Origin of the sequence: Achromobacter sp. 2789STDY5608615 (assembly GCF_001298995.1) — a bacterium.
GTDB classification, from domain to species: Bacteria; Pseudomonadota; Gammaproteobacteria; order Burkholderiales; family Burkholderiaceae_B; genus Achromobacter; species Achromobacter insuavis.
This window is the reverse complement of record NZ_CYTY01000006.1, coordinates 188,047-205,936: the sequence shown is the minus strand read 5'-3', so window position 1 is coordinate 205,936 and position 17,890 is coordinate 188,047. Positions and strand designations below refer to the sequence as shown.

The following is a 17,890-nucleotide window of genomic DNA, read 5'->3' as shown; positions in this document are numbered from 1 at the left end:
CAGGAGCGTGTCGAGCCCGATCAGGGTCTGCGTCCAGCTGCCGTCGGCCATCAGCCACAGCACCCACAACACCAGCAGCTGGCAGAAGATGTGCGAGACGCGGCGCGCGGCGGGGCCGAAGCGTTCCACCAGCATCGTCACGCCGATGTGCTGGTGATCGCGCAACGCCAGCACCGAGCCCAGGAAGATCAGCCAGACGAAGGCCAGGCGCGAGACCTCGTCGGAGGCGTTGATGCCGGAGTTGAACAGGTAGCGCATGGCGACGTTGCCGAACAGCAGCACCACCATGACCACCAGACAGGCCACCATCAGCCAGGTCTGCAACCGGGCGCACCAGTCGGCCGCGCGCGCCAGCGCGCCGCCAGGCCGCCCCTTGGGGGATCCTTGCATGCTTGTCTCCTCTTTTCCGTTTTCCGGAATTCTTATGGATATCGCGAGGGCAATGTTAGCGCTAACATTTTTGGTTTGGCAAGCCCTGATCTTTAGGTCAGACTACGTGCTCGCCAACCGCCCAGTCAGCTCGATGTCCATCCGCAAGCCCCGCAGCACCCGCGCCGGACGGGTGACCATGCAAGAGGTCGCCGACCGCGCCGGGGTCAGCGCGATCACGGTGTCGCGCGCCCTGCGCACGCCCGACAAGGTGGCCGAGGCGGTGCGCCTGCGCATCGCCGAGGTCTGCCGCGAACTGGGCTACGTGCCCAACCACGCCGCCAGCGCGCTGGCGTCGGCGCGGTCGCAGACCATCGTGGTGCTGATCCCGTCGCTGAGCAACGTGGTGTTCGTGGACATCATCACCGGCATCAAGGACGTGCTGGACGAGCAGGGCTATCACCTGCTGATCGGCGTCACGGGGTATTCGCCCGATGCCGAGGAGGCGCTGCTGCGCAAGTACCTGCAGCACCTGCCCGATGGCCTGATCCTGACCGGCATCGACCACAATCCCGGCGTCTGGGCGCTGTTGCGGGCGCAGGCCATGCCCACGGTCCACACCATCGAGACGCTGCCGGACAGCGAGGGCATGAGCGTCGGCTTCTCGCAGTTCGATTCCGGCTACGCCGCCGGCCGCCACCTGGTGGAGCGCGGCTACCGCCGCATCGGCATCGTCGGCGCCCAGCTCGACCCGCGCTCGCTGCGCCGTTGCGAAGGGTGCCGGCAGGCGTTGCGCGACGCCGGCCTGCATGATCCCGCGCTGGAGATCATGACGCCCGAGAAATCCTCGATCGCATTGGGGGCGACGTTGCTGGAAACGCTGCTGGCGCAGCATCCCGATTGCGACGCGGTGTTCTTCTGCAATGACGACCTGGCGCAAGGCGCGGTGTTCCAGTGCGGGCGGCTGGGCGTCAGCGTGCCCGGCCGGATGGCGCTGGTGGGCTTTCATGACTTCGCGGGAACGGCCTGGACCGCGCCGCCGCTGTCGACCATCGCCACGCCGCGCTACGAGATCGGGCGGGAGGCGGCGCAACTGCTGATGCGGCACCTGGCCGGGCAGCCCATCGCGCAGCGCCACGTGGACCTGGGTTTCACGCTGGTGCAGCGCGAAACCTCCTGAGGCCGCTCCTAGCCGGCGCGGCGCAGCGCCAGGAACACGCCGGACGCCATGATCATGGCGATGCCGGTCAGCGCCAGCCCGTCGGGCGGACGCTGGAACCAGAAGGTGCTGAAAGCCACCGCCAGCAGCAGCTGGAAGTAGTTCAGCGGCGCCAGCGTGGCCGCCGCGACGCGCTGGAAGGCGGCGATCAGCAGGATCTGCGCCAGCCCGCTGCAGGCGCCCAGGCCCACGATCAAGGCCATGTCCGTCAGGTCCGGCCAGGGATCCGGCAGGAAGAAGGGCGCGGGCAGCGCGGTGACGATCAGGCAGATGAAGGCGGTGTAGGCGTATTGCACCGGGCCGGCCACCTTGCCCGACAGCTTGCGGGTCAGCACCTGGAAGATGGCGTAGCTGACCGCCGAGACCGCCATCAGCAGGGTGCCCAGCGCCGGCAGGTCGGCGCCGGGCCGCACGATCAGCAGCATGCCGGCAAAGCCGGCCGCCACCGCCGTCCATTGCACCGGCCGCACCCGTTCGCCGAGCAGCCAGGGCGACAGCGCCACCATGATGAGCGGCGAGGTGAAGTAGATGGCCGTGGCTTCGGACAGCGGCATCCAGATCAGCGCCGTCATGAAGCAGGTGCCGACGGTGGCCAGCATCAGGCCGCGCAGGATCAGCAGGGGCTTTTGCGGCGCGCCGCGCAGGTCCGGCCAGCCGTGGCGCCACAGCAGCCCCAGCGCCAGCGTCGCCACCGCGATGTAGCGCATGATGTTCAGGAACGGCGCCGGATAGCGCATCAGCATCTGCTTGGAACCGGCGTCAAAGGTGGCGAAGGCCACCAGCGCCGCGAAGAACAGCAGGATGCCGGCCTGGCGCGAGCCGGCGGCCGGGATGGCGCCGGGCGCCGTGGCGGAGGAGGTGGCCATGGCGTGGCTCAGGCGCGGGCCAGGCCCTGCAGGAACGCGTCCAGCGCCGGGCCGATGGCCTGCACCATGTAGCCGCCTTCCTGCACCACCACCGTGGGTAGGCCCAGGCTGGCCACGCGCGCGCCGATGTCGCGGTAGGCGTCGATGTCCAGTTTCAGCACGCTGATGGGATCGTCCTTGTAGGTGTCGAAGCCCAGCGCCAGCACCAGCGCTTGCGGCCCGTAGCCGGCCAGCGCCGCCAGCGCGCTGTCCAGCGCCCGCAGGAACGGGTCGTTGCCGGCGCCGTGCGGCAGCGGCAGGTTGAGATTGCAGCCCTCGCCGGCGCCGTGGCCGCGCTCGTGCGCGTAGCCGGTGTAGAACGGGTAGTAGCCGGTGGGGTCGGCGTGCAGCGATACCGTCATCACGTCGGCGCGCTGGTAGAAGATGTTCTGGGTGCCGTCGCCGTGATGCGCGTCCACGTCCAGCACCGCCACCTTGGACCAGGTCTGCAGCAGCCGGGCGGCGGCGGCCGCGCTGCTGTTCAGATAGCAGAAGCCGCCGGCGCGGTCGCGGTGGGCGTGGTGGCCCGAGGGCCGGCACAGCGCATAGGCCGCGCCGCCGGTGGCGGCCACGTGTTCGGCCGCGGCCACCGCGCTGTGGGTCGAGCGCAGCGCCGAGCGCCAGGTATGCGGGCCGATGGGGCAGGACAGGTCGCTCAGGTAGTAGCCGGTCTGCGCCACGATCGACGGCGACGGGCAGGGGCCGCGCCCGGCCGCTTCGACGCGGCCGCTGTAGTAGGGCGACAGGTTCGGCAGCACTTCGGGGCCGGGATCCACGCCCGGCGCCTTGAGCGCCTGCCAGCGGGCGAATGCGGTTTCCAGGTAGTCCAGGTAGTCCGCGCTGTGGATGGCTTCCAGCGGCTGGCGGCCGTAGTCGGGCGGCGCCTCGACCGCGATGCCGCGGGCGGCCAGCGCCCCTTGCAGGCTGTGGGCGCGAGAGGGCAGGTCGGTGGGGGCGCTGATGCGGCCCAGCCGCATGAACTGCTGGGGGGTGTGCAGCAGTTGTTCTTCCGAGAAAAACGCCTTCATGGTGTTCCTTTGCGCGTCAGTGCGAGCAGCCGGCGGCCGGGGCCTGCCCCGGCTGCTTGATCTCGATCTCGACGAACACGAATTCGGTGTCGCCCGGGTTGATGACGTTGTGCTCCACGCCCACCGGCCGGTAGTAGGACACGCCGGTGGTGAGCTGGCTGGTGACCTGGCCGTTGGGCGTGTCCAGCAGCAGCGGGCCGGTGGTCTGCGGCACCACCACGTAGTTCATGCCGTGGCGGTGCCAGCCGGTTTCCCCGCCGGGCGGAAAGCGCCATTCGGTGACGGTGACCTGGTCGTTGTCGATCTGGACGGTGGGCACGGCGGGGGGGCGTTGCATGCAAGTCTCCTGGTTGTGATGGCCGCTTCAGGCCGCGGCCTGCGCCTGGGTCGGGTCCCAGTGCTGGCCGGGCACGGCGGCGATGAGTTGTTGCGTGTAGGCGTGCTGCGGGTTGTCGAAAATCTGGCTGGGCGATCCGTATTCCACCACTTTGCCCCGGTGCATGACCAGCACCGAATTGCAGATCTGCGCGGCCACGCGCAGGTCGTGGGTGATGAACACCAGCGCGATCTTCAGGCGCTGCTGCAGGTCGTGCAGCAGTTGCAGCACCTGGGCCTGCACCGACACGTCCAGCGCCGACACCGATTCGTCGGCCACCAGCACCTTGGGTTCCAGCGCCAGGGCGCGGGCGATGCCGATGCGCTGGCGCTGGCCGCCCGAGAACTGGTTGGGGTAGCGGTCGAAGGCCGACGGGTCCAGGCCCACCAGCGACAGCAGCTCGCGCACGCGGGCCTCGGCCTGGGCGCGCGGCACGCCGTTGGCGACCGGGCCGTCGCTGATGATGCGGCCCACGGTATGGCGCGGGTTGAGCGAGGCGAAGGGATCCTGGAAGATCATCTGGATGTCCTTGCGCAGCGGCCGGAAGCGCGACTCCGGCATGGCGGCGATGTCCTGGCCATTGAAGATCAGCTGGCCGCCGTTGATGCCGACCAGCTTGAGCAGGCACTTGCCGATGGTCGACTTGCCCGAGCCGGACTCGCCGACGATGCCCAGCGTCTCGCCGCGGCGCACGCTGAAGCTGACGCCATCGACCGCGTGCACTTCGCGCTTGCCGCCCAGCCAGCCGTGGCCGATGACGTAGGTCTTCTTCAGGTCCTTCACCTCCAGCACCGGCCGTTCCTGCTCGGCGGCGGCGCGCTCCTGCCCGCGGCGGTGCGGCACCGCCGCGATCAGGCGCTGGGTGTAGGGATGGCGCGGGCGGTTCAGCACTTCCTCGGCGGGGCCCTGCTCGACCAGCACGCCTTTTTCCATCACCGCCACCCGGTGCGCGATCTCGGCGACCACGCCGAAGTCATGGGTGACGAACATCACGCCCATGCCCTTTTCCTTCTGGATGCGGGCGATCAGCGCCAGGATCTGCGCCTGGGTGGTGACGTCGAGCGCGGTGGTCGGCTCGTCGGCGATCAGCAGCGCCGGTTCCAGCGCCAGCGCCATCGCGATCATGACGCGCTGGCGCTGGCCGCCCGACAGGCGGAACGGATAGACGTGGTAGAGCGTGGCCGGGTCCGGCAGGCCGACGAAGGCCAGCAGTTCCAGCGTGCGCCGCATGCGTTCCGGACCGGGGTAGGCGTTGTGGACGCGCATGACCTCGTTGATCTGCTCGCCCACCGTCATCAGCGGGTTCAGGGCCGACAGCGGCTCCTGGAAGATCATGGCCATGTCCTTGCCGCGCATGCCTTGCAGCGTGGCCTCGTCCTGTTGCAACAGGTCGGCGCCGCGGAACAGGGTGCGGCCCTGTTGCGGCGTCAGGTAGTCGGGCAGCAGGCCCATGATGGCGTTGGCGCTCATGGACTTGCCCGAGCCGGATTCGCCGACGATGCAGAGGATCTCGCCGGCGTTGATGTCGTATGAGACGTCCTGCACCGCGAACGGGCGGTCGCCGCCGCGGGGCAGGGCGATGCTGAGGTTCTGGATGGAAAGCAGGGGCGCGGATGCGTTCATGCCGGTCTCCTATTCGCCGCGCTTGCGCAGTTGCGGGTTGAGGGCGTCGTTCAGGCCTTCGCCGATCAGATTGATGGCCAGCACGGTCAGCAGGATCGCCACGCCCGGCCACACGCTCATCCACCAGGCTTCGCGGATCATGGTGCGCGCGGCGCCGATCATGAAGCCCCAGCTCATCTCGTTGCGGTCGCCCAGCCCCAGAAAGGACAGCGACGATTCGGTCAGGATGGCGGTGGCCACCATGAACGAGGCCGAGACGATGATGGGCGACATGGCGTTCGGCAGGATCTGCGTGCCGACGATGCGCGCCGGCGTCTGGCCGATGACGATGGCCGCCTGCACGAACTCGCGCTGCTTGAGCGTCATGAATTCAGAGCGCACCAGGCGCGCCGCGGGCGGCCAGGACACCACTGCGATCGCGCCCATGATGGAATACATCGAGGGGCTCAGGATGGCCACCAGCACCACCGCCATCGCCAGTTGCGGAATGGTCTGGAAGAACTCGGTGAAGCGCATCAGCAGGTCATCGACGCGGCCGCCGCAGTAGCCGGCGACGGCGCCGACGACGATGCCGAACACCAGCGCCACCGCGGTCGACAGCAGGCCCACCATCAGCGAGACGCGCGCGCCCCACACCAGGCCGGCGGTGATGTCGCGGCCCAGCATGTCGGTGCCGAAGGGGTAGGCGGCGTCGGTGAAGGGCGGGATCAGCGGATCGGCCACCATCATCCAGGGCGAATCCTGGTGCAGCAGCGGCGCGGCCAGCGCCACGATGGCCACGGCCAGCACGATGGCCAGTCCGGCCACCGCGCCGTAGTTGCGCATATAGCGTCGGGCGAATTGCTTCATGCCGCGGCTCCTTGCTGCGCGCCCGCGCCGATGCGCGGATCGATCAGGCGGTACAGCACGTCGGTCAACAGATTGAACACCACCACCATGATCGAGGTCACCAGGAAAATGCCCAGCAGCAGCTGGTAGTCGCGCTGCAGCAGCGCATCGAACATCAGCCGGCCGATGCCCGGCCAGGCGAACACGGTTTCGGTCAGCACCGCGCCGCCGGCCATCTGGCCCAGCTGGATGCCGGCGAAGGTGATCACCGGCAGCAGCGCGTTGCGCAGCACGTGGGCGCGGATCACGCGGCTGGGGCTGACGCCCTTGGCGCGCGCGGTCTTGACGAAGTCCATGCCGATCACTTCCAGCATCGAGGCGCGCGTCAGGCGCACGTACACCGCCATGAAGAAGCAGCCCAGCGTCACCGTCGGCAGGATCAGGTGCTGCGCGATGTCGGCGGCGCGCGCCCAGCCCGTCAGGCCGGCGCCCACGGTTTCCATGCCGAACGCCGGCAGCCAGCCCAGCACCACCGAGAACAGCAGGATGCCCATCAACGACAGCCAGAACAGCGGCGTGGCGTACAGCAACAGGGCGCCGGTCATGACCGAGCTGTCGATCCAGCGGCGCTTGTTGCGGTAGCGCGCCTTGGCCGCGACCACGCCCAGCAGCACGCCCAGCACGATCGAGAAGACGAAGGCGCAGGACATCAGCAGGAAGGTGGCGGGCAGGCGCTCGACGATCAGGTCCAGCACCGGCACGTGGTTGCGGTAGGAAAAGCCCAGGTCCAGCTGGACCACGCCCTTCAGGTACAGGAACAGCTGCGTCAGCACCGGCTTGTCCAGCCCGAACGCGACGCGCAGTTGCTCGACGTAGGCGGCATCGCCCGCGCCGGCCTGCCCCGCCAGCACGGCGGCGGGGTCGCCGGGCGCCAGGCGGATCAGGAAGAAATTGATGATGACCACGCCCAGCACGACCACCAGGGCCTTGCCGATGCGCGAAACCAGGAAAGACAGGAATTTCATGCTCTGGGTCCTCCGTGGACGGGCGCGGACGTCCGTCGCGCGGCCGGGCGCCGCGGGCGGGCCGGATGGCGCGCCCGCGGCTTGCGGCGTTTACTTCTCGATGTAGACGTCGTCGAACGACTCGTTCAGGCCGATGGCCGTCTTGACGAGGTTCTTGACGTTGGCGCGATACAGCGCGGGGAACTCCATGTCCACCAGGAAGCCGTTGGCGACTTCATTGACCAGCGTGGTCTGCAGCTGCGTGTAGAGCGCCTGGCGCTTGGCCGGGTCGACCTCGGACGCGGCGGCTTCCCACTGCTTGTCGGTCTCGGGGTTGCTGTAGCCCTGCACGTTGGCGAACGGCGACCCCTTGACGATGTTCGACGAGATGTACAGGCGCTGCACGCCCAGCGCCGGATCGCCGTACTGGTAGGTGAAGTTGGTGGTCAGGTCGAAGTCCCAGTTGCCGGTGCGGCTGGCCCAGCCGCCGGCGTCGGTCGATTCCAGGTTGACCTTGAAGCCCAGCTGTTCGAGCGCCTGCTTGGTGTATTCGCCCAGGCGGTCCCAGGTCGAGCCGTAGGGGAAGCTCAACTGGCGGATGGTGTAGTCGCCGGGCTTGATGCCCGATTCCTTGATCAGCTCGCGCGCCTTCTTCATGTCGAATGGCATCGGCGGCATGTTCTTGTCATAGAACATCTCGGTCGTGACGAAGGGGCTGGTCGAGACCTTGCCCAGGCCGAAGAAGATGTTGTTGACCACCATGTTGCGGTTGATCGCGGCCATCACCGCCTGGCGCACCTTCAGGTTGTCGAAGGGCGGCTTGCGCATGTTGAAGATCAGGTAGGCCTGGGGCGAGAACATCTCCCAGCCGGCGGTGGTGTATTCCACCTTGGGCAGGGCGCGCAGGCGCTTGATGTCGACGTTGTCGACGTCGCCGCCGCGCAGCACGTCGACGCTGCCGCGCTCGAACGCCACCGCGCGCGAGGCCGCGTCCGGAATCACGTTGAACACCAGCTCGTCCAGGTAGGGCTTGCCCGGTTTCCAGTAGTCGGGGTTGCGCACCAGCTTGATGTACTCGCCGCGCTTCCATTCCTTGAACATGAACGGGCCGGTGCCGATCGGCTTCTGGTTGGCCGGGTTGGCCATGTAGTCGGTGCCGGCATAGATGTGCTTGGGCATGATCGGCGCGAAGCCCGGCTCGAACATCAGCATGAAGGCCGGGAACGGCGACTTCAGCTTGATGACCACGGTCTTCGGATCCGGCGCCTGCACCGAGTCGACGAACTTGTTCAGGATCACGCGGGCCCGCGCATGGGTCTTGGGCAGCATGTCCGCCAGCGTGAAGACCACGTCGTCGGCGGTGAACGGCTTGCCGTCGTGCCACTTGACGTTGTCCTGCAGGTGGAAGGTGTAGGTCAGGCCGTCGGCCGCCGCTTCCCACGACTTGGCCAGGCCGGGCTGCGGCTTGAGGTCGGTGGTGTAGGTCAGCAGGCTTTCATAGATCTTGCCGGCGACGAATTGCGTCGGCCCCTGCTGGTTGATGGCCGTGACGATCACGGGCGGCTCGGGCTGGACGATCATGTTGAGCGTGCCGCCCTTGGTCTGGGCCAGGGCCTGCGTGGCGGGCAAGGCGGCCGCCAGGACCAGGGCGCCGATGCTGAGGGAGAACCAAGTCTTCGATTTCACTGCGAGCCTCCGGGCTGGAAGAGGGTTGTCAGGTGGCCGCGCGTCACGCGGCGTGTGCCGGCTATGACAAGCAAACCTCGTGCCACCTGTTTCTCGGGGAACTGCGGGGTGGAGCTGCTACAACAATGCTTCGTATGGGTGCAGGCCGCGCGCCGCGCACCAATGCGGCGATAGGTGAGGTGCACGGCGCGGCCCTACAGGGTGATGTCGATCCAGGTGGTTTTCAGGTCGCTGTACTTGTCCAGCGCGTGCAGCGACTTGTCGCGGCCGAAGCCCGATTGCTTGACGCCGCCGAACGGCACGGTGATGTCGCCGTCGGCATAGCAATTGACCCAGACCAGGCCGGCGCGCAGGCGGCGCGACAGGCGGTGCGCGCGGCCCAGGTTGGCGGTCCACAGGCCGGCGCCCAGGCCGTACGAGGAATCGTTGGCCAGTGCGATGGCTTCGTCTTCCGTATGGAAGCGCTGCGCCGCCAGCACCGGGCCGAAGATCTCTTCGCGGATCAGCGCGCTGGACGCATCGGCGCAATCGAAGATGGTGGGCTCGATGTAGAAGCCGCCGCTGTCGGTGTGCAGCTGGCGTCCGCCGATGCGCAGCGTCGCGCCCTCGGCCTGGCCGGCCGCGATGCGCGCCATGACCGAGCGCGTCTGGCGCTCGTCGACCATGGCGCCCAGCGCCGTGGCCGGATCCAGCGGATTGCCCGGCCGCATCTCGGCGGCATGACGGGCCACTTTTTCCAGAAAGGTGTCGTAGATGGCGTCGTGCACGTACAGGCGCGAGCCGGCGATGCAGACCTCGCCCTGGTTCGAGAAGATCGCCAGCGCGGCGATCAGCGCGGCGCGGTCCAGGTCGGGGCAGTCCTCGAACACGATGTGCGGCGACTTGCCGCCGCATTCCAGCCACACGCGCTTGAGGTTCGATTCGCCCGAATAGCTCATGAAGCGCTTGCCGGTGGCGGTGGAGCCGGTGAAGGCCACGCAGTCCACGTCCGGATGCAGGCCCAGCGCGCTGCCCGCGATGGGGCCGGTGCCGGGCACCACGTTGAAGACGCCCGCCGGGATGCCGGCCTGCTCGGCCAGCGCCGCCAGCCGCAATGCGCTCAACGACGACTGTTCGGCCGGCTTGAGGATCACGCTGTTGCCGGCGGCCAGCGCCGGCGCGACTTTCCACGCCGCCATCAGCAGCGGGTAGTTCCACGGCACCACGGCGGCCACCACGCCGAGCGGCTCGCGCGTGACCGTGGCCAGGGCATTGCCTCCCGTCGGCGCGATCTCGTCGTAGCGCTTGTCGATGGCCTCGCCGTACCAGGCATAGCAGTGCGCGGTCTCGGGCAGGTCGAAGGCCAGCGCGTCGCGGATCGGCTTGCCCATGTCCAGGGTCTCGATCAGCGCCAGCTCCTCGCTGTGCTCGGTGATGAGCTGCGCCAGCCGCACCAGGCGCGCCTTGCATTCGCGCGGCGCCAGGCCGGACCAGACGCCGGCCTCGAAGGCGCGGCGGGCGGCCGCCACGGCGCGATCGACGTCGGCCTGGCCGCAGGCGGCCACGTCGGCCAGCTTGCGGCCGTCGATCGGGCTGGTGGCCGCGAAGGTGGCGCCGTCGGCGGCGTCGGCGTAGGCGCCGTCGATATAGGCCTGGCCGCGCAGCGTCAGCGCGTCGGCGCGGGCTTGCCAGTAGTCGAGAGTATGCAGGGTCATGACGATGTCCTCGGTTCAGCGCGCGGCGTTGGCGCGGGCCACCATGGCGTCCAGCAGCACGTTGCAGCCGGCTTCCAGGTGCGCGGGCTGCGCGTCCTCGATTTCGTTGTGGCTGATGCCGTCCTTGCACGGCACGAAGATCATGGCGGTGGGCGCCACCGCGGCCATGTAGACGGCGTCGTGGCCGGCGCCGGTGACGATGTCCATCGCCGGCAGGCCGCGGCGCGCGGCGCCCTGGCGCACCTTTTCGATCAGGTCCGGATCGAACGGGGTGGGGCGGAAGTACTGCACGTCCTTCACTTCCACCTGCACGCCGTGCTTCTCGGCGATCTCGCGGCAGGCGTCGCGCCACAGCTGGTCCATGCGCGTGAGCGTGGCCTCGTCCTCATGGCGCAGGTCGGTGGTGAAGCGCACCTGGCCCGGGATCACGTTGCGCGAGCCGGGATGCGCGTGGATCTCGCCCACGGTGCCGCGCCCGTGCGGCTGGTGGGCGTTGGCGATGTTGACCACCGCCTGCAGCAGGTAGCTGGCGGCGAACAGCGCGTCGCGGCGGATGCCCATGGGCGTGGGGCCGGCGTGCATTTCCATGCCGGTCACGGTGACGTCGTACCAGCGCAGGCCGAGCGAGCCGGTCACCGCGCCGATCACTTTCTCTTCGTGTTCCAGGATCGGGCCCTGTTCGATGTGGGCCTCGAAATAGGCATCCACCGGGCGGCCGCCGACGGGCTCGGCGCCGGCGTAGCCGATGGCCTGCAGCTCGTCGCGCACCGCCAGGCCCTTGGCGTCGCGCGCGCTCAGCGCCGTCTCCAGCGAGAACTTGCCGGCGAACACGCCCGAGCCCATCATCACCGGCACGAAGCGCGAGCCTTCCTCGTTGGTCCAGATGGCCAGTTCCAGTGGCGCCTCGGTCTGCACGCCGGCGTCGTTCAGGGTGCGCATCACTTCCAGCCCGGCCAGCACGCCGAAGCAGCCGTCGAACTTGCCGCCAGTGGGCTGCGTGTCGATGTGGCTGCCGGTCATCACCGGCGCCAGCGCGTCGTTGCGGCCGGCGCGGCGGGCGAAGATATTGCCCACCTGGTCCACGCGGATCGTCAGGCCGGCGTCGCGCATCCAGCCGGTGACGAGGTCGCGGCCCTGGCCGTCGAGCGCGGTCAGGGCCAGGCGGCAGTTGCCGCCCTTGGGCGTGGCGCCGATCTCGGCCAGATCCATCAGGGATTGCCAGAGCCGGTTGCCGTTGACGGACAGGGATGAAGTCATGGTGGTCCTCGTTCGGTGTCAGTGGGTGGAGGCGGCGGCCTGGCGCGCCAGCGCCGCGTCGCGAATGGCGGTGAGGGTCTGGCCGGGGGCGATGCCGTCGGCGTCGTAGCGGATTTCCAGCAGCGCGGGGCGTTGTTCGCGCTCGGCGTAGGCCAGCGCGCGGTCGAACGCCGCGGCGAAATCCTCGGTGCGTTCGACGGCTTCGCCGTAGCCGCCGTAGCCGCGCACGATCTGGGTGAAATCGGGATTCTCAAAGTCCAGCGCAATCGGGCGGCCGGGGAACTCGCGTTCCTGGTGCGCGCGGATCGTGCCCCACATGCCGTTGTTGAACACCAGCACCACGATGCCCAGCCGATACTGCTGGGCCACGCCCAATTCCTGCAGGTTCATCTGGAAGCAGCCGTCGCCGGCGTAGCAGACCACGGTCTTGCCGGGATGTTCGAGCTTGGCCGACACGGCCGCCGGCAGGCCGTAGCCCATCGACCCGACCGTCGGCGCCAGGCTGGTGCCCAGGCCGGTGAACTGGCGATAGCGGTGCGGATACAGCGCGTAGTTGCCCGCGCCCACCGTGATGCAGGCGTCCGGCGCCAGGCGCTGGTTGACCAGCGCGGCCACGGCGTCCAGGCCCAGCGGGCCGGGCGAGGGCAGCGGCTTGAGCGAATCCAGGTATTCGGCGTGGGCCGCGCGCACGGCGGCGCCGCGCGGCGTGGCGTGGGCCGGTTGCAGCGTGGCCACCGCCTGCGCGAAGCCGGCCACGCTGGCGGCGATCGCCTGGGTCGGGGCATAGACGCGGCCCGGTTCCTGCGGATCGGGATGGACATGGATCAGCGCCTGCCGCGGCAAGGGGCTTTCGATCAGCTGGTAGCCCTCGGTGGTGGCTTCGCCCAGGCGCGTGCCCACCGCCAGGATCAGGTCGGCGGCCTTGATGCGGGCGCGCAGCGCGTCGGTCATGCCCCAGCCCATCTGGCCGGCGGCGTTGGGATGGCGCTGGTCGAAGCATTCGAGCCGGCGCCAGGCGGTGGCCACCGGCAGTTCGAAGCGTTCGGCGAAGGCGGCGATCTGCTGGATCGCGTCGGCGTTCCAGCCGCTGCCGCCCAGCACCATCACGGGCCGTTCGGCCTGGTCGAGCAACTGGCGCAGGCGGTCCAGGTCGGGCTGGCCCGGGCTGGCGGCCACGCGCTGGTAGCGCGGCATGTCGGCCACCGTCGCCGTGCCCCACAGCGTGTCTTCCGGCAGCGCCAGCACCACCGGGCCGGGGCGACCGCTGGTGGCGGTGGCGTAGGCGCGCGCCACGAATTCCGGGATGCGGTCGGTGCGGTCGATCTGCGCCACCCACTTGGCCATCTGGCCGAACATGCGGCGGTAGTCGATCTCCTGGAAGGCTTCGCGTTCGTAGAAGTCGTTGCCGACCTGGCCGACGAACAGGATCATCGGCGTCGAATCCTGGAACGCGGTGTGCACGCCGATGCTGGCGTTGGTGGCGCCCGGGCCGCGGGTGACGAAGCAGACGCCGGGCTCGCCCGTCAGCTTGCCATGGGCCTCGGCCATGTAGGCGGCGCCGCTTTCCTGGCGGCACACCACCGGCTCGATGGCGCCGCGATGCTCGTTCAGCGCGTCGATGCAGGGCAGATAGCTCTCGCCCGGAATCATGAAGATGCGGCGCGTGCCGTGGATGCGCAGCTGCTGCATCAGGATCTGGCCGCCGTTGCGCGGCAGGGGGGATACAACCGTCATGCAAACACTCCCGGGATGGGCTGTCCGCGCCAGGCGCGGGCTTGGGGTTCGTGGCAAGGGGGGCGGTCGGCGCCGCCGGCGGGTTGGCGAGCGGGGCCTAGATGTCGGGGCGGATGCTCCCGTCGTCGTCGCCGAAGTCTTCCCTCAGGCGGGCCAGGATGCCGATCAGGTGCGCATGCATGGCATGGCGCGCGCGGATCGGATCGCGCGCCAGGATGGCGGTCAGGATGCGCTGGTGCTCGGCGTGGGCGACCGCCCACACCTTGGTGTTGACGAAGTAATCCTGCATGCGGCTGAACACCGGGCTGGCCAGGCTCAGGTTCCACAGGTGGGCCACCGAGGCCGCCAGCGCCGCGTTGCCGCAGGCGGCGGCGATGGCGCTGTGGAATTCCCGGTCGTGCCAGCCCGGCGCGTCGGTCAGCGACATCGCCTCGTGGGCCGCGCGGATGGCGGCGATCTGTGCCGGCGAGCCTTGTTGCGCGGCCAGCGCGGCGCATTCGGGTTCGATCAGCATGCGCGCCTCGAGCAGGTCGAAGGGGCCGATCTCGTCCTGCGGGGCCGCCGGCGCGGCGGCCGTGGCGGCGGGCGCGGCCTCGCGGGTGGCGGTGACGAACACGCCGGTGCCCACGCGCACTTCGACATAGCCTTCGATCTCCAGCGCAATCAGGGCTTCCCGGATCGAGGCCCGGCTGACCTGCAATTGCTCGGCCAGCTCGCGCTCGGACGGCAGGCGACCGCCGCGTGGAAAATCGCCCGCGCGGATCCGTCCGGCGATCTGGTCGGCGATCATGCGATAGAGGCGGGTGACGGCAACGGCTTGGAAGGTGTTCATCGTGGACTTGCGGTACGTATGGTCTGGTGGTCAGGCCACCAATATAGGCAGCGTCTCCTTGAAATAAAAGTAAAAATCGCTTTATCAAGGGAAAACGATCAGAGGGATTTCCCCTCTTCCTATCTAGTGGTCAGGCCAGCTAGGCGACCCTTTTCCAAGCGCCGCGCTTTACAGTTTTCGAACAATTGCCGGACAAATTCATCGACGTCGTGACATGTTCCGGACCCGATAATCCCTGCGTCCCGGAAACCGGGAGGAGAGGGCGGGGCTTTGCGTACGCCATGACAGGGAGTGTGGCGTGCGACGGAATGGCAACGAGGCCTGGAAACCGGATCCATGGCGGGTCGGGATCGGCATGCTGGCGTTCGCGGCCGCCTGGCTCTGGCTGCTGGACCGGGCCGTGCTGGCCCCGCCGACCGACAACATCGAGCAACTCATCTGGGTACGCAGCCTGGAGTGGGGCTACTACAAGCATCCGCCGCTGCCGACCTGGCTGCTGTGGCCGGTGGCGCAACTGATGGGCGGGACCGCCTGGGCCACCTATGTCATGGGCGCGGCCTGTGCGCTGGGGGCGTTCGCGCTGATGTGGCGACTGCTGCGCGACATGCGCGGCGAGGCCCATGCCGCGACCGCCGCGCTGGCGGGCCTGTGCGTCACCTTCTATAACGGCCGGCTGTATTTCTACAACCACGAGATCGTCCTGATCCCGCTGGTGGCCGGCTGCGCGCTGGCTTGCTGGAAGGCCTACACGACCCGCAAGATCGGTTGGTGGATCGTGCTGGGCGGGTGCCTGGGGCTGGGCGCGCTGGCCAAGTACCAGATCGCGGTCGCCGGGTTGGCGGTGCTGGTGTTCTGGTGCATCCGCAAGGCCTGGCGCGATCCCATGCACGTATTCGGCCTGCAGGTGGCGGGCCTGACCGCGCTGGCGGTGTTCGCGCCGCACCTAGTCTGGCTGATCCAGCACGATTTCGAGCCGCTGAACTACGCCATGTCATCGTCGCTGGCGGCCGGCCTGCCGTGGCTCGCGCGGGGGCATGAGGTCGCCAAGTGGTGGGGCGATCAACTGCTGAACCGGGCCCTGCCGGCCTGGCTGTTCCTGGCGGTGCTGTGGTTGCTGGGCCACCGCGAACGGCGGCGCCTTGCCGCCTCACTCAACGCGACTTCGATCGCGACCTCTACCGCCTGCGCCACCAGCGGCGACGCGGGGCGCACCCTGCTGCTGTCGTTCGGCCTGACGCCGCTGGTGTTCGTCAGCGTCATGGCGCTGATCTCGGGATCGCACATCCAGCTGCATTGGGGCACGCCGTTCCTGCTGTTCATCGTGCCGGCCGCGATGGAATGGGCGCGCGCGGCCTGGAGCGAGCCGTTCCGGCCGCGCCGGGCGATGCTGGTGTTCATCGTCATCCAGCTGATGTTGATGCTGCGGGTGGAGCTGACGGCGCCCAATGGCCTGGCGCTGCTGCAGCGTCCGACCGACTGGCGCTACTTCGATGCGCAGGCGCTGGCCGACGCGCTGCATGGCCGCGCCGTTGCCGCGCTGGGCGGGCCGGTCCGGGTCATTTCCGGTCCCTGGGAAGAATCGGGCGCGTTGTCGTTGCGGCTGCCCGAAAGGCCGCTGGTGCTGATCCACGGGCAGCTGCGATTCAGTCCGTGGGTCGACGCCACCCTGGTGGCCGATTGCGGCGCGCTGGAGTTGAGCAAGGCGCGGGTGTCGCCCGAGGGGTTCGAGCCGGTGGGGGCGGGATTTCCCAATCTGCACTGGCGCGTCAAGCCGCCTGTCGCGGCTTGCGGCGCCGGCCCCGCGCGCTAGCGGGGGCCGAGGCGGCGCGGCAACGGCCGCGCCGGCTGGGCCTTACGCGCCGTCGCTGTCCGGTTCGGGCGTCTGGGTGAAGGCCCGCACCAGGCGCGCGATGCCCTCCAGTTCGTCGTGTGCGCCGAGCGCCCATTCGGGTTTTTCGAAGGGGCTGTCCGACGGCGTGTTGTCCAGGTTGGCCTTCAGGTCGTCCAGCAGTTCCAGCGCCATGTCGGTGGCCTGGGGGCTGCCGCGGGTGGACAGGGCGATGGCGATCGCCATCGCCTGGCGCAGGGCGAGCAGGCGGCCGTCGAGTTCGGTTTCCACGGGGATGTCCTTGTAATGTAGGAATCCCGCCATTTTACGGGGCGCCGGCAGGCGCCGGCGCCCCGCGGGTTCAGGCGCGATGCCTCAATGGGACGTCATCGCCTGGCGCAGGAACGCCAGGATGTCCGGCGTGACCCAGGTGCCCGCCAGCAGCTCGGGTTCCTGGGCCATGGCGTGGCGGAATTTCTCGTGCGTGGTAGGGTTGTCTCCCGCGTACGAACGGAACAGTTCCAGCCAGCGCCGCGCCAAGGCCCGCGACGCGGGCGCCTCGGGCGCCTCGCCGTTGGCGATGGCGCGATGCACCTGCGCCACCAGCGGCATCCATTCCTTCACGCGCTTGCCGTAGTGGGCGCGCAGATGGGCGATTTCATCGGCGTCCAGGTACTTTTCGTACAGGCGCATCTTGGTCTCGGCGAACGCCGCGACGATGAAGTCGATCATGGCCGGCGTGACGCCCTGGCCCTGCTGCAGCGCCGGTTCGCTACTGAACATATGGTCCAGCCGCGCCGCCAGTTCCGGGTTCGACGCCGTGTCGTGCTCGAGCTGCAGCATCCAGCGGCGCGCCAGGTCCTGGGCCCGTTCGTCGGCGGGCGCCATGCCCGCGGCGAGCGCGGCGGCGGCTTCGCGCGCCAGCGTGGCCCAGCGTTCCTGGACCCCGCTATCGGGAGCGAAGTAGGGCAGGGTGCGCAGTTCGTGGTCGGTAAAGTACTTGTCGTACATGGTCATCAGCTCCAAAGTTTGCAACCAGTCGGCAAGGTCGGGCGTGGCGCCGCTCGCGTGCTGCGTCCGCAGGCGCAGCAGCCGGTCGCGCAGCCTCGCGGTTTGCGCCAGCTGGTGTTCCAGCATGTGGATCTGCTGGTCGATCACGCCAGCCAGCGACACGTCCGGCCTTGCCAGGAGATCTCCGATGTCCGCCAGCGGCAGGCCCAGGCGACGCAGCGCCTGGATCTGGTGCAGCCGCGCGATGTCGTCGCGGTTGTACAAGCGGTAGCCGGCATCGGAGCGTACCGACGCGACCAGCAGCCCGATGCTGTCGTAGTGGTGCAGCGTGCGCACCGTGAGGCCGGCGCGCCTGGCCAATTCACCCACTTTCAACAACATGCAAAGCTCCTGTTCGAATCGTGACGGGACTGATGGTGGAACCTGACGCGACGTGAGGGTCAAGCGCCTTGCGCGCAAGCTTATCGCGGGTTGCGTCCCCGCTTGGAATGGGGCG

16 protein-coding genes are annotated in these 17,890 nt (G+C 68.9%); 2 read left to right on the top strand and 14 right to left on the bottom strand.

What is annotated here, in order from left to right:
* A partial coding sequence (locus tag AOZ49_RS32925) for a TRAP transporter small permease (RefSeq protein ID WP_054474776.1) occupies nt 1–390 on the bottom strand: 390 nt, incomplete at its 3' end.
* A gap of 133 nt (nt 391–523) precedes the next feature.
* Between AOZ49_RS32925 and AOZ49_RS07675 the strand changes: the two genes are divergently transcribed.
* Nucleotides 524–1,549 carry an HTH-type transcriptional regulator GntR gene (locus AOZ49_RS07675; RefSeq protein WP_054474815.1) on the top strand — a complete coding sequence of 342 codons (1,026 nt, stop codon included), beginning with the start codon at nt 524–526 and terminating at the stop codon, nt 1,547–1,549.
* A gap of 8 nt (nt 1,550–1,557) precedes the next feature.
* Here the strand turns inward: AOZ49_RS07675 and AOZ49_RS07670 are convergent, their stop codons facing one another.
* The 11 genes from AOZ49_RS07670 to AOZ49_RS07620 all read right to left on the bottom strand — a co-directional run bounded on the left by AOZ49_RS07670 (nt 1,558) and on the right by AOZ49_RS07620 (nt 14,555).
* Nucleotides 1,558–2,454: a DMT family transporter gene (locus AOZ49_RS07670; protein ID WP_054432373.1), complete on the bottom strand. Its 897-nt coding sequence runs from the start codon at nt 2,452–2,454 to the stop codon at nt 1,558–1,560.
* Nucleotides 2,455–2,462: 8 nt separating this feature from the next.
* Nucleotides 2,463–3,521: a histone deacetylase family protein gene (locus AOZ49_RS07665; protein ID WP_054474775.1), complete on the bottom strand. Its 1,059-nt coding sequence runs from the start codon at nt 3,519–3,521 to the stop codon at nt 2,463–2,465.
* Between the two features lie 16 nt (nt 3,522–3,537).
* The gene (locus AOZ49_RS07660) at nt 3,538–3,858 is read right to left on the bottom strand and encodes a cupin domain-containing protein (protein ID WP_006394039.1); all 321 of its coding nucleotides are present in this window, start codon (nt 3,856–3,858) and stop codon (nt 3,538–3,540) included.
* 27 nt (nt 3,859–3,885) lie between these two features.
* Complete coding sequence (locus AOZ49_RS07655) at nt 3,886–5,520, bottom strand: ABC transporter ATP-binding protein (RefSeq protein ID WP_054474774.1); 1,635 nt, start codon at nt 5,518–5,520, stop codon at nt 3,886–3,888.
* Between the two features lie 9 nt (nt 5,521–5,529).
* Nucleotides 5,530–6,369 (bottom strand): ABC transporter permease, encoded by an 840-nt coding sequence (locus tag AOZ49_RS07650; RefSeq protein WP_054474773.1) that lies wholly within the window; start codon nt 6,367–6,369, stop codon nt 5,530–5,532.
* A complete protein-coding gene (locus tag AOZ49_RS07645; protein ID WP_025135337.1) occupies nt 6,366–7,373 on the bottom strand; it encodes an ABC transporter permease in 1,008 nt (335 codons plus the stop codon). Before AOZ49_RS07645 ends, AOZ49_RS07650 begins: the two co-directional genes overlap by 4 nt.
* 90 nt (nt 7,374–7,463) lie before the next feature.
* Nucleotides 7,464–9,038 (bottom strand): ABC transporter substrate-binding protein, encoded by a 1,575-nt coding sequence (locus AOZ49_RS07640; RefSeq protein ID WP_054474772.1) that lies wholly within the window; start codon nt 9,036–9,038, stop codon nt 7,464–7,466.
* A gap of 194 nt (nt 9,039–9,232) precedes the next feature.
* Nucleotides 9,233–10,732 (bottom strand): aldehyde dehydrogenase, encoded by a 1,500-nt coding sequence (locus tag AOZ49_RS07635; RefSeq protein ID WP_054474771.1) that lies wholly within the window; start codon nt 10,730–10,732, stop codon nt 9,233–9,235.
* 15 nt (nt 10,733–10,747) lie between these two features.
* On the bottom strand, nt 10,748–11,989 hold the full coding sequence (locus AOZ49_RS07630) for a Zn-dependent hydrolase (RefSeq protein WP_054432367.1): 1,242 nt from the start codon (nt 11,987–11,989) through the stop codon (nt 10,748–10,750).
* 18 nt (nt 11,990–12,007) lie between these two features.
* The gene (locus AOZ49_RS07625) at nt 12,008–13,723 is read right to left on the bottom strand and encodes a thiamine pyrophosphate-binding protein (RefSeq protein ID WP_054474770.1); all 1,716 of its coding nucleotides are present in this window, start codon (nt 13,721–13,723) and stop codon (nt 12,008–12,010) included.
* A 97-nt stretch (nt 13,724–13,820) separates the two neighbouring features.
* The gene (locus tag AOZ49_RS07620) at nt 13,821–14,555 is read right to left on the bottom strand and encodes a FadR/GntR family transcriptional regulator (RefSeq protein WP_054432365.1); all 735 of its coding nucleotides are present in this window, start codon (nt 14,553–14,555) and stop codon (nt 13,821–13,823) included.
* 298 nt (nt 14,556–14,853) lie between these two features.
* Here AOZ49_RS07620 and AOZ49_RS07615 point away from each other — a divergent pair, with 298 nt between their 5' ends.
* Nucleotides 14,854–16,365, top strand: coding sequence for a glycosyltransferase family 39 protein (locus tag AOZ49_RS07615; protein WP_231690267.1), 1,512 nt, complete (start codon nt 14,854–14,856; stop codon nt 16,363–16,365).
* Nucleotides 16,366–16,407: 42 nt separating this feature from the next.
* Here AOZ49_RS07615 and AOZ49_RS07610 read toward each other — a convergent pair whose 3' ends face one another.
* A complete protein-coding gene (locus AOZ49_RS07610) occupies nt 16,408–16,707 on the bottom strand; it encodes a hypothetical protein (protein WP_231690266.1) in 300 nt (99 codons plus the stop codon).
* A gap of 51 nt (nt 16,708–16,758) precedes the next feature.
* Nucleotides 16,759–17,775 carry a MerR family transcriptional regulator gene (locus AOZ49_RS07605; RefSeq protein ID WP_054474768.1) on the bottom strand — a complete coding sequence of 339 codons (1,017 nt, stop codon included), beginning with the start codon at nt 17,773–17,775 and terminating at the stop codon, nt 16,759–16,761.
* Between the last annotated feature and the right edge of the window lie 115 nt (nt 17,776–17,890).